Source organism: Streptomyces clavifer (genome assembly GCF_036345975.1).
In the GTDB taxonomy this organism is placed as follows: Bacteria; Actinomycetota; Actinomycetes; order Streptomycetales; family Streptomycetaceae; genus Streptomyces; species Streptomyces clavifer.
This window is the reverse complement of the sequence record NZ_CP107793.1, coordinates 5,487,321-5,500,671: the sequence shown is the minus strand read 5'-3', so window position 1 is coordinate 5,500,671 and position 13,351 is coordinate 5,487,321. Positions and strand designations below refer to the sequence as shown.

10 protein-coding genes are annotated in these 13,351 nt (G+C 73.0%); all 10 read right to left on the bottom strand.

The window, feature by feature from the left end; translation table 11 throughout:
• Positions 1 to 63: 63 nt before the first annotated feature.
• The 10 genes from OG927_RS24235 to rimP all read right to left on the bottom strand — a co-directional run bounded on the left by OG927_RS24235 (position 64) and on the right by rimP (position 13,322).
• Complete coding sequence (locus OG927_RS24235) at positions 64 to 1,167, bottom strand: XdhC family protein (RefSeq protein WP_330320761.1); 1,104 nt, start codon at positions 1,165 to 1,167, stop codon at positions 64 to 66.
• 78 nt (positions 1,168 to 1,245) lie between these two features.
• The gene (locus tag OG927_RS24230; protein WP_057573579.1) at positions 1,246 to 2,199 is read right to left on the bottom strand and encodes a bifunctional riboflavin kinase/FAD synthetase; all 954 of its coding nucleotides are present in this window, start codon (positions 2,197 to 2,199) and stop codon (positions 1,246 to 1,248) included.
• A 43-nt stretch (positions 2,200 to 2,242) separates the two neighbouring features.
• Positions 2,243 to 6,028 carry a trypsin-like peptidase domain-containing protein gene (locus tag OG927_RS24225; protein ID WP_330320760.1) on the bottom strand — a complete coding sequence of 1,262 codons (3,786 nt, stop codon included), beginning with the start codon at positions 6,026 to 6,028 and terminating at the stop codon, positions 2,243 to 2,245.
• A 193-nt stretch (positions 6,029 to 6,221) separates the two neighbouring features.
• Positions 6,222 to 7,118, bottom strand: coding sequence for a tRNA pseudouridine(55) synthase TruB (gene truB, locus OG927_RS24220; RefSeq protein WP_056792837.1), 897 nt, complete (start codon positions 7,116 to 7,118; stop codon positions 6,222 to 6,224).
• Positions 7,115 to 7,573, bottom strand: coding sequence for a 30S ribosome-binding factor RbfA (gene rbfA, locus OG927_RS24215; protein WP_056792836.1), 459 nt, complete (start codon positions 7,571 to 7,573; stop codon positions 7,115 to 7,117). Before rbfA ends, truB begins: the two co-directional genes overlap by 4 nt.
• 25 nt (positions 7,574 to 7,598) lie before the next feature.
• Positions 7,599 to 7,895, bottom strand: a complete 297-nt coding sequence (locus OG927_RS24210; protein ID WP_056792835.1) for a DUF503 domain-containing protein — start codon at positions 7,893 to 7,895, stop codon at positions 7,599 to 7,601.
• A gap of 203 nt (positions 7,896 to 8,098) precedes the next feature.
• Positions 8,099 to 11,206: a translation initiation factor IF-2 gene (gene infB, locus OG927_RS24205; protein WP_079099299.1), complete on the bottom strand. Its 3,108-nt coding sequence runs from the start codon at positions 11,204 to 11,206 to the stop codon at positions 8,099 to 8,101.
• Between the two features lie 140 nt (positions 11,207 to 11,346).
• Positions 11,347 to 11,634, bottom strand: coding sequence for a YlxR family protein (locus OG927_RS24200; RefSeq protein WP_079099298.1), 288 nt, complete (start codon positions 11,632 to 11,634; stop codon positions 11,347 to 11,349).
• A 147-nt stretch (positions 11,635 to 11,781) separates the two neighbouring features.
• A complete protein-coding gene (nusA, locus tag OG927_RS24195) occupies positions 11,782 to 12,822 on the bottom strand; it encodes a transcription termination factor NusA (RefSeq protein WP_056792832.1) in 1,041 nt (346 codons plus the stop codon).
• A 2-nt stretch (positions 12,823 to 12,824) separates the two neighbouring features.
• Positions 12,825 to 13,322, bottom strand: coding sequence for a ribosome maturation factor RimP (rimP, locus tag OG927_RS24190; protein WP_124281051.1), 498 nt, complete (start codon positions 13,320 to 13,322; stop codon positions 12,825 to 12,827).
• Positions 13,323 to 13,351 lie beyond the last annotated feature (29 nt).

Genomic DNA, 13,351 nt, shown 5'->3' with positions numbered 1-13,351 from the left:
CCGGCCCACCCGGCCCGGCTGCTCGGCCGGCATCCGGCGGCCGGCGGCCGGTCGGCGCCTCGCTCAGGGCCGGTGGTGGATCGTCCCGGTCAGCTCGCCCAGCGGGCGCCCCGTGCCGCCCCAGCGGTGTTGGATGATCTCGGCGGCGATGGAGACGGCCGTCTCCTCCGGGGTGCGGGCTCCGAGGTCGAGGCCCACGGGTGAGGCGATCCGGGTCAGCCCCGCCTCGTCCACCCCGGCCTCCCGTAGCCGGTCGATCCGGTCCTGGTGGGTGCGCCTGCTCCCCATCGCGCCGATGTAGGCGGCCGGCGTGCGCAGCGCCGCGGCCAGCAGGGGCACGTCGAACTTCGGGTCGTGCGTCAGCACGCAGATGACCGTGCGCGCGTCCACCGCGGTCGATTCCAGATAGGTGTGCGGCCAGGCGCAGACCACGTCGTCGGCCGTGGGGAAGCGCTCCCTGGTGGCGAAGGCCGGCCGTGCGTCGCAGACCGTCACGCGGTAGCCGAGGAAGGAACCGATCCGCGCCGTGGCCGCCGCATGGTCGATGGCTCCGAAGACGAGCATGCGGGGCGCCGGGGCGTACGTCTGGACGAAGACGGTCACGTCCTGCATGCGGCGCTCGCCGTGCGCACCGTACCGCTGGGTTCCGGTCGCTCCCTGGGCGAGCAGCCCGCGTGCGTCGTCGGTGACGGCGGCGTCGAGTCCCTCGTTGCCGAGCGATCCGGCGGCCCGGCCGGCCAGGACGGTCCGCCGGGCGCCCGCGGGTGCCGTTCCGGAGACAACCGTCGCGACCGCCACGGGCTCCCCGCCCGCGATGGTGTCGAGGAGCTCGCGCAGCCGGTCCCGGCCGGCCGCCGTGGCGTAGGGCTCGACCAGGACCTCGATCGTGCCGCCGCAGGTCAGTCCGACCCCGAAGGCCTCGTCGTCGGAGATGCCGTACGTCCGCAGCAGCGGGCTGCCCGTGGCGAGCGCCTCGCCGGCCGCCTCGTACACATCGCTCTCGACGCATCCCCCCGAGACACTGCCGGCCACCGCTCCGTCGGCGGTCACCGCCATCACGGCGCCGGGGGCGCGCGGTGCGCTGCCCCGGACCGCCACGACGGTTGCCAGGGCGAAGGGCATACCGGCGTCGTGCCAGGCGCGCAGTTCCGCCAGCAGTTCACGCACGGTGCGGTCGACCTCCCGGCTCGACGGGTCCTCCCTCGACGATGCCCCGGTGCGACGCCGCGCGCACGGCGGGGTGCGTCAGGCGCGGTCGTACGCGGCGATCAGCTCGCTGCACCGCTTCACGTCGGCGGCCATGGCCACGAGGAGGTCGTCGATCGAGTCGAACTTCAGCATGCCCCGCACGTAGGCGAGGAAGTCGACCGCGACGTGCAGCCCGTACAGGTCGAGGCCGACACGGTCGATCGCGTACGCCTCCACCGTCCGTTCCGTGCCGTCGAACTGCGGGTTCGTCCCGACGGAGATCGCGGCGGGCATGGCCTCGCCGTCCACCGTCAGCCAGCCCGCGTAGACCCCGTCCGCGGGGATGGCGGTGTGCGGGAGGGTCTCCACGTTCGCCGTCGGGAAGCCGAGCTCGCGGCCCCGCTGGGCACCTCGCACCACGACGCCCTCCACCCGGTGGGGGCGGCCGAGGATCTCGGCTGCTCCCGACACATCGCCCTCGGCGACCAGCCGGCGGGTGAGGGTGGAGGAGAACGGCTCGCCGCCGCCCGCCTCTCCGCTGACGAAGAGGTCGATGACCTCGACACGGTAGTCGTACGTCGCGCCGAGCTCGGCGAGGAGCTCGACGTTGCCGGCCGCGCGGTGGCCGAAGCGGAAGTTCGGGCCCTCGATGACCAGCTGTGCGTGCAGCTTGTCGACGAGGACCTTCGCGATGAAGTCGGCGGGGGCGAGCTTCGAGAACTCGGCGGTGAACGGCAGGATCAGCACCGCGTCCACGCCCAGGTCCGCCATCAGTTCGGCACGCCGGTGGTGCGGGGCGAGCAGCGGCGGATGGGTGCCGGGGCGCACGACCTCGCTGGGGTGCGGGTCGAAGGTGACGGCCACGGAGGGAACTCCGAGCTCACGCGCCCGCTCGACGGCCCGGCCGATGATCAGCTGGTGCCCGCGGTGTACCCCGTCGTAGGAGCCGATGGTGACGACGCTGCGTCCCCAGTCCTCGGGGATGTCCTCCAAGCCGCGCCAGCACTGCACTGTGACCGCTCCTCGCCCGAACCTGTGTACGTGTGTGTGTCCCTTACGCAGGTCTAAGACTGCCATGCTCACGCCCCGCTGCCTGCATCGGCATCGACAACGCGGACTGTGATCTGTCCGTCGTTTCCCTCGTCCGACGGGCACTCGGGCCCACGACGGCCGCCCACTCCTGGGGGGCGTCGTCCAGCCAGCGGGTGACGAGTGCCGCGAATCCGGGTACGTCCCGGGAGATCTCCACCAGCGTGCGGTCGAAGCGTGCGGCACCTTCGGGCGTCCGCACGAGCAGCGTCCCGGCGCGGTGCACCAGTGCCCTCGTGCGGGCCTCGGGGCGCCGGCCGGATCCTGTCGCAGCCGCCCGCAGCAGGGCGCAGAGCACTTCCGGGTCCCGGCCGGTGTCCAGCTCGAAGTCCAGCAGGACCTCCAGCAGCTGGGCGCGCAGCGGCCGTGACGCCGTACTTCCCGGGGCGGCGAGCACGCGGGCCAGTGCGGAGCGCACCGGTGGCGGCGCGGGGCGCTCCCGCAGCAGCCCGGTCACCAGGGGCAGCAGCAGGGCACGGGCGGCCGGGCTGTGCTCCAGCCGCCGCTCCACGTACGCGGCGGCCTGCGCGCCGCTCGCGGGGTGGCTGTCGATGTACTGCCGCACGAGGCCGGGGGCGTGCAGGGCGAGGGCGGGGGTGTCCAGCCCGGCCAGTGTCCGCAGGACGCCGTCGGCGGGCTCTCCCGGCAGCGAGAGCCTGACCTCCAGGGCGGCGAGCACCGGCTCCGGGAACTCGGGGAAGACCTCGGTCAGCAGGGCCACGGGCAGCCTGCGGTCCCCGGCGGCGAAGAGCCGCAGGGCCTGCGGCAGGTAGCGGCCCCGGGTGCGCGGGTCGCGTACGAGGAGAGTGAGTGCCTGCGCGTGCAGGGCGGTGTCGTCGGGCCGGGCCAGCAGGAGGAGTGCGGCATCGCGCAGCAGGGCGCGGTCGGAGTCCGTGGTGGCGAGATCCGCGGTGAGCGTGGCGTGGACCGCGGCGGCGGCCCGCCTCTCCGGGCGCTCCTCGTCGCGTGCCCACCGGTCGACGGCACGGCAGAGCGCGGACGGCTCGTCCACGGCGAGGGCGGTGAGCAGTTCGGCGGCCCTCGGGTGGGCGGAGTCGACGAGTGCCTCGGTCAGATCGTCGACGGCAAGGGCGCGGCGGGCGTACAGCAGCGCCTGGGCGGCGGCGGCCACCGTGCGCCGCAACCGCGCGCCCCCCTCCGCGGACGGCCCGGTCCCGTGGGCGGGAAGCGGTGTCTCGTCGGTGAACCATCGGCAGAGCAGGGGCTGCACGGTCCGGGGGGCGGCTGCGAGGCGCCGGTCCACCGCGTCCAGGTACCGCTCGTCCCCCTCGGTCCGCGGAGCGCTGTCGGCAGACGGGGAACCGCCCGTGCGCGAGGGGTCATCGGTACGTGGCGCGCCGCCCACGGTGCGCGGGGAGCCGGCCGCACCCGGCGAGCCGTCAGCCCGTGGAGCCCCGGTCGAGCGCGGGGAGGCGGCCGCGCGCGGGGCGCCGTCTGCGGGCACGAGCCGACGGAGCAGATCGATCCGGTCGTCCTCGGGCAGCCGGATCCGCCGCCAGAACCACGGCTCGAACACGGCGTACGGCCCGAGCCCCGTCGGTCCGCCACCGGTCACGGAGCGCCGGGTGATCCGCCCTGTGAGCACCCGCAGCACCCCGAGGTACGGCCGCGCGTCGGGGGCCCTGAGCAGGCTCTCCCGCAGCAGGTGGGAGGCCCACCACGAGGCGTCGACGGGCCGGACCGCCGTCCCGGCGGCCCCCGCGTCCGGCAGACGGTCCATCGCCTCGATGAGGTCGGCCATCCGGTGGGCCAGGGCGGCGGTTCCCTGACGGCGTCCCAGCAGGAGCATCGCCTGGATCACCGGGCCGATGCGATGGCGCGGTACCGGGAGGTTGCGGGGCCCTGCTTCCGGAGCGCCCTCCGGGTCCTTCGGCCGGGCGACGGACCGCAGCGCCTCCTCGCCCCGAGGGGGCGCGGAAGCGTGCGCCCCCTCGGCGTGCCACCGGTGCACCAGTGAACGCAGCGCGGCGTCGAGGTCCAGGTGCGCGCCCTGGACCCAGTCGCCCAGCTCCTCGTGGGCGAAGCGGTATCCGGCGCCCGCCGGGGCCAGCAGCCCTTCGGTGAGGACCGCCGGGGCCCATCCGGTGCGCCAGGGGAAGATCTCCTCGAAGGTGGCCCCGTCCAGCTCCCCCTGCCCCGGACCGAGGCAGCGCCGGGCCGCTTCGTGGACCTGGCCCGCCACCTTCGCCGCGAGCCGGCGGACGGCCGAGCCCCGGAGCCGGGGCTCGGCCTCGGCCCCGATACGCACGGCGATCCGGACGCACACGAGGTCCAGGTGGGCGGCGAAGACCTCCTCCGTGCCGGGCCTGCCCGGTACGTCGGGCGGCAGCGCCGCCCGCACCTCGGCGAGCAGCCGCAGGGTGAGCGGATGCCGGTCGTGGCCCGGGGCCATCGCCTCGGGCGGGATGCCGTACCGCTCCCTGGCCGTCTCGGCCTGCTCCGCCGTCAGGTCGCCCAGCCGGAAGGCGGGCGGCAGGCCGCGGGCGGTCCGATCGGGGCGGTGCAGGGCGCCGGAGGGGTACAGGGCGCCGGCGGTCTCCCAGTGCTCGGGGCGGCACGCGACGACCATCCGCACCCCGTGCGCCCCCAGCCACGCGGCTGTCGCCACGGTCCACCCGGCGAGGCGGTGGGCCAGCAGCGGCGGCATCTCCTCCGGGCCGTCCACGACGACGAGCAGCGGGTTCCCGGACTCGGCGGCCAGCGTGGCCACCCGCTCGGGGGTGGCCGTCGTCATGTCGCCCCGGGCCCCGGCGGCGGCGACGATCCGCCCGGAGGCCCGGAGCGCCCGTGCCATCGCGTCGGCGACCGAGGTGTCGTCGGCGTGCAGATCGGCGCCGCGCAGCCAGAGCGTGAGCGCCGGCACGGGCCCGCGGGCCCGGCGGCCTGCCAGCGCGGCCAGTTCGGTGGTCCGGCCCGTACCGGGTCCGCCGACGAGGCCGAGCACGGAGCCCGTACCGGCCTCGAACGCGGTGAACTCCGCTGCGACGCCCGGGCGTTCGACCGCGTCGGCGCCTCCCGGGCGGCCCGCGTGCCCCGCGTGCCCGAGCGAGGTCCCGGTCAGCTGCAGGGCTCCCGCGAGGTTGAGGTCGCAGCCGTATCCCGGGACTCCGCCTGCGTTGCGCCGCAGCAGCTCGGCCAGCGGACCCTCCGCACCCCGGAGGTGGTCCGGGCCGGTGAGCGGCACGGCGAGCCCCGCCGCCTCGTGCCCGGCGCGCAGCGCGGTGGAGAGCACGCCCAGGACGGCTCCGGTGCACGGGTCGGTCACCGGCCCGCCGACGGCTGCCCCGCCCGACCTGAGCGCGTCGCGCCCGTCCGTACCGAGGGCGAGCTCCAACGCCTCCTCCACCAGGTGGCTGTGCCCGCCCTCGGCGTACGTCGCGGGGGTCGTGCCGAGCACCCGGGCCTCCCGCCAGCCGTGGGCGGCGATCCGCACATAGGTGCCCGTCTCGATCCGCTCGCGTACGGCGATGGGGAGCGGGTCCACGCCGAGGGCCTCGGGACCCGCGGTGCGCAGCAGGGCGATCCCGAGGCCGGGCAGAGCGGTGATGTCGTCGGGCCCCACGGGGCAGGTGCGGCCGTCCGCGCCGTGCACCACCAGGGGCGCGCGGGAAGCGACGGCCTGATGGCCGGTGACGACCGTCCCCCGGTCGTCCGCCACGAATCCGGTTCCTCGCGGCCGGCCGGCCTGATCGCAGATTCTTACCAGTTTCGACCGGTCCCCGCTGCCCATGGTCCGACGGTAGGTCCCGGGTGATCGGTGCGAGAAATGGAGGTGGCGAAAGCGCCCCCCTCACACCCCTCGGTCACTCCGAGCGCCCGTCCATTGGGGTGAATCGGCGCGTCCGCCTGGACAGGAATGGTCGCGGGAGGGGGATCGTGGAGCGGGCACGGGGGCGCTGCCCGCTCCACGGTGGATCCGTCCCTCAGGCGAAGACGGCGAGGCTCCTGGCCTTGCCCTTCTGCTCCTCGACGAGCACCAGGAAGGTCCCGTCGGGTCCGAAGACCCCGACCGGCCCCGGCGGGTACGCCGGCATGTCGAGCCGGACACCGTTGAGCAGCAGCTTGGCGCGCTTCTCGTCGACGTCCCAGCGGGGGAACGCCGAGGCGGCGGCCTCGGCCACCGGCATCACGGTGAGCTCCTGCTGGTGCTGCTCCAGCGTCCGGGCCGCGTCGATCCCGTACGGCCCCACCCGGGTGCGGCGCAGTGCGGTGAGGTGCCCGCCGACGCCGAGCCCGGCGCCGATGTCGCGGGCCAGGGCGCGGATGTACGTACCCGAGGAGCAGACGACCGAGACGACCAGGTCGACCACGGGGGTGCCGTCCTCGGCGACCGCCTCGCGGACGTCGTAGACGCGGAAGGACGAGATGGTCACCGGTCGGGCCGGGATCTCGAACTCCTCGCCGCCGCGCACCCGGGCGTACGAGCGCTTGCCGTCGATCTTGATGGCGCTGACCTTCGACGGCACCTGCATGATCGGGCCGGTCAGCGCGGCGACCTCCGCGTCGATGCCCTCACGGGTGACACCGGAGGCGTCGGTGGACGAGGTGATCTCGCCCTCCGCGTCGTCGGTCACGGTGTCCTGGCCGAGCCGGATCGTACCGAGGTACTCCTTCTCGGTCAGGGCGAGGTGGCCGAGCAGCTTCGTCGCCCTCTCGACGCCGAGCACGAGGACGCCGGTCGCCATCGGGTCCAGCGTGCCGGCGTGGCCGACCCGCCGGGTCCGGGCGATCCCGCGCATCTTGGCCACGACGTCGTGCGAAGTGAAGCCGGACGGCTTGTCGACGATGACAAGGCCGTCCGGCGTTTTGTTCTGCGTCATGCGGAAGGTGAACCCTCGCCGTTCTCGTCCTCGTCCTCCGGCTTGCGGTACGGGTCCGCTCCACCGGCGTACGTGGCGCCCGAGGAGGCTTCCCGGACCTTGGCGTCCGAGGCCCGGGCCCGGTCGAGGAGGTCCTCGATCGCCTTGGCGTTGTCCGGCAGGGCGTCCGCCACGAAGGCCAGGGTCGGGGTGAACTTCGTCCCCGCCGCCGCACCGACCGCCGAGCGCAGGATGCCCTTGGCGCTCTCCAGGCCCGCCGCCGCCGACGCCCGCTCCTCGTCGTCGCCGTAGACCGTGTAGAAGACCGTGGCCTCCCGCAGATCACCGGTGACCCGGGTGTCCGTGATGGTCACATGCGTGCCCAGACGCGGGTCCTTGATACCGCGCTGCAGTTTCTCGGCGACCACCACCTGGATGAGGTCCGCCAGCTTCTTCGCCCGCGCGTTGTCGGCCACTGGTCCGTCTCCTTCTGATACGTGCTCAATCTTCTTCGTCGTTGTGCAGCCGCCGCCGTACGGACAGCAGCTCCACCTCCGGCCGGCCCGCGATCATGCGTTCGCACCGGTCGAGTACGTCTGTGAGGTGTCCGGTGTCCCCGGAGACCACGGCAAGACCGATCTGGGCCCTGCGGTAGAGGTCCTGGCCGCCCGTCTCCGCGACGCTCACCGCGAACTTGCGGTGGATCTCGGCGACGATCGGGCGGACGATGGAGCGTTTCTCCTTCAACGACCGTACGTCGCCGAGGAGCAGATCGAAGGACAGTGTCCCCACATACATGTGTGTCCGGATGTCCCGCCGGTTCGGGTTCGGGGGTCCGGAGGTCGCCCTCCGGACTGGCACAGCCACGCCCCGCCGTCACTGGGCGGGGACACCCGAACCGTACACGGAACGGCCGGGGCCGATCGACGGAAATACGACCCGTCGACCGGCCCCGACCGTGCAGGAGAGTCCGGGGGTCACCCCCCGGGGTTCCCCGTGGATCAGCCTCGCGGCTTCTCGCGCATCTCGTACGTCGCGATGACGTCGTCGATCTTGATGTCGTTGAAGTTTCCGAGGTTGATACCGCCCTCGAAGCCTTCGCGGATCTCGGTGACGTCGTCCTTGAAGCGGCGCAGACCGGAGATGTTGAGGCTCTCCGCGATGACCTTGCCATCGCGCAGCAGGCGCGCCTTGGTGTTGCGCTTGACCTCGCCGGAGCGGACCAGCACACCGGCGATGTTGCCCAGCTTGGACGAGCGGAAGACCTCGCGGATCTCCGCCGTGCCGAGCTCGACCTCTTCGTACTCCGGCTTGAGCATGCCCTTGAGGGCCGCTTCGATCTCTTCGATCGCCTGGTAGATGACCGAGTAGTACCGGACGTCCACGCCTTCGCGCTCGGCCATCTGCTCGGCACGCCCTGCGGCGCGCACGTTGAAGCCGATCACGATGGCGTCGGAGCCGGTCGCCAGGTTGATGTCCGACTCGGTGACCGCACCCACACCGCGGTGCAGGATCCGGATGTCGACCTCTTCACCGACGTCGAGCTGGAGCAGTGAGGACTCGAGAGCCTCCACCGAACCGGACGCGTCGCCCTTGATGATGAGGTTGAGTTCCTGGACCAGACCGGCCTTGAGCGCCTCGTCCAGGTTCTCCAGGGAGAACCGGACACCCTTGCGGGCGAAGTTGGCGTTGCGCTCACGAGCGGCACGCTTCTCAGCGATCTGACGGGCCGTACGGTCGTCGTCGACCACCAGGAGGTTGTCGCCGGCACCCGGGACGTTGGTGAGACCCAGGACCAGGACGGGGGTCGACGGACCCGCTTCCTGGACGTTCTGACCGTTGTCGTCGAGCATCGCCCGGACACGGCCGTACGCGTCGCCGACGACCACCGTGTCACCGATGCGCAGCGTTCCGCGCTGGACCAGGACGGTCGAGACGGCACCGCGACCGCGGTCGAGGTGGGACTCGATCGCAATACCCTGCGCGTCCTGCTCCGGGTTGGCCCGCAGGTCGAGCGAGGCGTCGGCGGTGAGGACGACGGCCTCCAGAAGAGCCTCGATGTTGAGGCCCTGCTTGGCGGAGATGTCGACGAACATCGTGTCGCCGCCGTACTCCTCGGCCACCAGACCGAACTCGGTGAGCTGACCGCGCACCTTGACCGGGTCGGCACCCTCGACGTCGATCTTGTTGACCGCGACCACGATCGGCACGTCGGCCGCCTTGGCGTGGTTCAGCGCCTCGATCGTCTGGGGCATCACACCGTCGTTCGCCGCCACCACGAGGATCGCGATGTCGGTGGACTTCGCACCACGTGCACGCATGGCGGTGAACGCCTCGTGACCCGGGGTGTCGATGAAGGTGATCTTGCGGTCCTCGCCATTGACCTCGGCGCCGACCTGGTACGCACCGATGTGCTGCGTGATACCGCCGGCCTCGCCCGCAACGACGTTCGTCTTGCGGATCGCGTCCAGCAGTCGGGTCTTACCGTGGTCGACGTGACCCATGACGGTCACGACCGGCGGACGGGAGACCAGGGCCTCTTCGCCGCCCTCGTCCTCGCCGAACTCGATGTCGAAGGACTCGAGCAGCTCGCGGTCCTCCTCCTCGGGGCTGACGATCTCCAGGACGAAGTTCATCTCGTCCGCGAGCATCTTCAGCGTCTCGTCGGGGACGGACTGCGTGGCAGTGACCATCTCGCCGAGGTTCATCATCACGCCGACGAGCGACGCCGGGTTCGCGTTGATCTTCTCCGCGAAGTCCGTGAGCGAAGCACCGCGAGACAGCCGGACAGCCTGCCCGTTGCCGCGGGGCAGCATGACGCCGCCCACCGACGGGGCCTGCATCGACTCGTACTCCTGGCGCCTCTGCCGCTTCGACTTGCGGCCACGACGCGCGGGACCGCCGGGACGGCCGAACGCACCCTGTGTGCCACCACGGGCACCCGGGCCGCCGGGACGTCCACCGAAGCCGGGACGACCGCCGAAGCCGCCGCCACCACCCGGACGACCGGGAGCGCCACCGCCGCCACCGGGACGGCCGGCGAAGCCGCCGCCGCCACCACCGGGACCGGCCGGACGGCCTGCGAAGCCGCCGCCACCGGGACGACCTGCGCCGGCACCGCCGGGACGACCGCCACCGGCACCGGGACCGCGGCCACCGCCGCCGGGGCCACCACCGGGACGCGGGCCCGCAGCGGGACGCTGCGGCATCATGCCCGGGTTCGGACGGTTACCCGAGGGGGCACCGCCCGGACGGGGAGCCTGCGGACGGGGCATGCCGCCCGGAGACGGACGTGCGCCACCCTGGCCCTGCGGGCGCGGGGCGCCGCCGGGACCACCCTGCGGGCGCGGGGCGCCGGGGCGCTCCTGACCGCCGCCGGGACGCGGGGCACCGCCGGGACGGGGCGCCTGGGGGCGCGCCATACCGGTGGAACCGCCGGAGGTGAAGGGGTTGTTGCCCGGACGGGGACCCGCCGGACGTGCGCCGCCGGGGCGGGGTGCGCCCTGGCCCGCGGGACGCGCCGGACGGTCGCCGCCGCGCTCGCCGCCGCGGCCGCCGTCACGCTCGCCACCGCGGCCACCGTCACGCTGACCGCCGGCCGGAGCCGGACGGGCGGGGCGGGGGCCCGGGGTGGCACCCGCGGGACGCGGGGCCTGGGGCTGCTGGGGTGCGGCCGGCTGGGCCGGTTCCGGAGCCGAGAACTCGGCGGCGGGCACCGGGGTGACCGGAGCGGGCTTGGGCGCCGGCTTCGGACCCGGACGCGGGCCTGCGGACGGTGCCGCGGGGGCGCTGCTCGCCGGAGCCTCGGCGGCGGCCGGCTTGGGGGCCGGGACGCCGGGCTTCGGAGCGGCGGGACGTGCCGCAGCGGCCGGGGAGGGCGCTGCGGGCTTCGAGGGGGCGGCCTTGCGGGGCGCGCCAGGCTTTGCAGCGGACTTGCCGGCGTTGCCACCGGGACCCTGCAGTGCGTCAGTCAACTTGCGTACGACCGGCGCCTCGATGGTCGAGGACGCCGAACGGACGAATTCACCGAGTTCTTGGAGCTTGGCCATGACGACCTTGCTCTCAACCCCGAACTCCTTGGCGAGTTCGTATACCCGGACCTTAGCCACTTCGCTCCTTTTAGGTCCGGGTTACCGCCGGACCGTCGCTACTTCATGGGCGTACTCATCGCGTACTCATCGAGTGCTCATCGCAATCTCGACCTACTTCCAACTCGCGAGGTACCTGACCGCACGGGGACCCGTGCCGTTCACTTTTCTTGCGGTGTCACCCGCTCGACGAACCGCTGCAGTGCCGCGGGATCGAACGGCCCCTTGGCCTTGAAGGCCCGGGGGAATGCCCGGCGGCGGACCGCCAGGTCGAGACAGGCGGAGACCGGGTGCACGTACGCACCCCGGCCGGGCAGCGTACCGCGTGGATCAGGGACGACTTCACCCTCGTCCACCACGATGCGCAGCAGCTCGCTCTTGGCCGCCCGCTCCCGGCATCCCACACAGGTTCGTTCGGGGCAAGCGCGGGCGTGCGTCCGGCCAGACACGTCTAAGTCTACCTCCCCGTACCGACCTCACCCGTTGGGGGCAAGAATCGAACGGATGTTGTCGTGATCTCAGCGGTGTGGCGCCTCGATCTATTCCTTCGGAGACCCGGGGGAGCCGCCGGAGCGGGCTCCCCCGGACGTACGGATTCAGCCGCGCTGGGACCGCTCCCGGGCGCGCTCGGCCCGCTCACGGTCGGCGATGTCACGCTCGGCACCGGTCTCGGTGTCCGGCCTGATGTCGATGCGCCAGCCGGTCAGCCGGGCGGCGAGGCGGGCGTTCTGGCCCTCCTTGCCGATCGCCAGCGACAGCTGGTAGTCGGGCACGGTCACCCGTGCGGACCGGGTGCCGAGGTCCACGACCTCGACCTCGCTCACCCGCGCGGGCGACAGGGCGTTGGCGACCATCTCGGCCGGGTCGTCCGACCAGTCGACGATGTCGATCTTCTCGCCGTGCAGCTCGGCCATGACGTTGCGCACACGGCTGCCCATCGGGCCGATGCAGGCGCCCTTGGGGTTCAGACCGGCCCGGGTGGAACGTACGGCGATCTTGGTGCGGTGGCCGGCCTCGCGGGCGATGGCCTCGATGACGACCGAGCCGTCCGCGATCTCCGGGACCTCCAGGGCGAAGAGCTTCTTCACGAGGTTCGGGTGGGTCCGCGAGAGCGTCACGGACGGGCCGCGCACGCCCTTGGCCACCCGGACGACGTACGTGCGGAGCCGCAGGCCGTGGGTGTACTCCTCGCCCGGCACCTGCTCCTGCACGGGCAGGATCGCTTCCAGCTTGCCGATGTCGACGAGGACGTTCTTCGGGTCCTTGCCCTGCTGGACCAGGCCCGTGACGACGTCACCCTCGTGGCCGGCGTACTCGCCGAACGTCCTGTCGTCCTCGGCGTCGCGCAGCCGCTGCAGGATGACCTGCTTGGCGGTGGTCGCGGCGATACGGCCGAAGCCGGACGGGGTGTCGTCGAACTCCTTGGGCTCCTGGCCCTCCTCGAGGTCGGCCGGGTCCTCCTTCGCCCACACCGTGACGTGGCCGTTGGCGTCCAGCTCCACGCGCGCCCGGCGGTGGCTGCCGTCGGTGCGGTGGTACGCGATGAGGAGGGCCGACTCGATCGCCCCGACGAGCACGTCGAAGGGGATCTCCTTGTCCTGCGCCAAGCCCTTCAAAAGCTTCACATCGATGTCCACGGCTACGCCTCCTCTTCCTTCTTGTCCTTGCGGTTGAATTCGATCTCCACGCGCGCCCTGGCGATGTCGGCGAAAGCGGCGCGCCGCGCCGTGGGCTTGCGGCCCTTGACGCCCGGCACTTCGAGGTCGAGCCCCTCGTCGTCGACGGCGATGATGCGGGCGACCAGCTCGTCGCCGTCGGTCAGGGTCAGCTTCGCCAGCCGGCCGAGGGCGCGTACGTAGTGGCGGTGCTCGGTCAACGGGCGGTCCGCGCCCGGAGAGCTCACTTCGAGGACGTACTCGCCGTCGCCCATCGCGTCGGTCTCGTCGAGCGCCGCGGAGATCGTGCGGCTCAGCTCGGCGCAGGTGTCGAGCTCCACGCCGTCCTCGGAGTCCACGATGACCCGCAGCACCCCCCGGCGGCCCGCCCGGGACACCTCGATCTCCTCGAGATCCAGGTCTCTGGCGCTGACGAGCGGTTCGAGCAGCCCGCGCAGCCTCTCGCTCTGGGTGGTGCTCATCCGGGTGACTCCTCGGCCGCGTGTGCTGT

Excerpts from the sequence above, each read along its gene's own strand:
- OG927_RS24225 (WP_330320760.1), bottom strand. The coding sequence starts at position 6,028 with ATGGGCAGCGGGGACCGGTCGAAACTGGTAAGAATCTGCGATCAGGCC.
- truB (WP_056792837.1), bottom strand. The coding sequence starts at position 7,118 with ATGACGCAGAACAAAACGCCGGACGGCCTTGTCATCGTCGACAAGCCG.
- OG927_RS24210 (WP_056792835.1), bottom strand. The coding sequence starts at position 7,895 with ATGTATGTGGGGACACTGTCCTTCGATCTGCTCCTCGGCGACGTACGG.
- rimP (WP_124281051.1), bottom strand. The coding sequence starts at position 13,322 with ATGAGCACCACCCAGAGCGAGAGGCTGCGCGGGCTGCTCGAACCGCTC.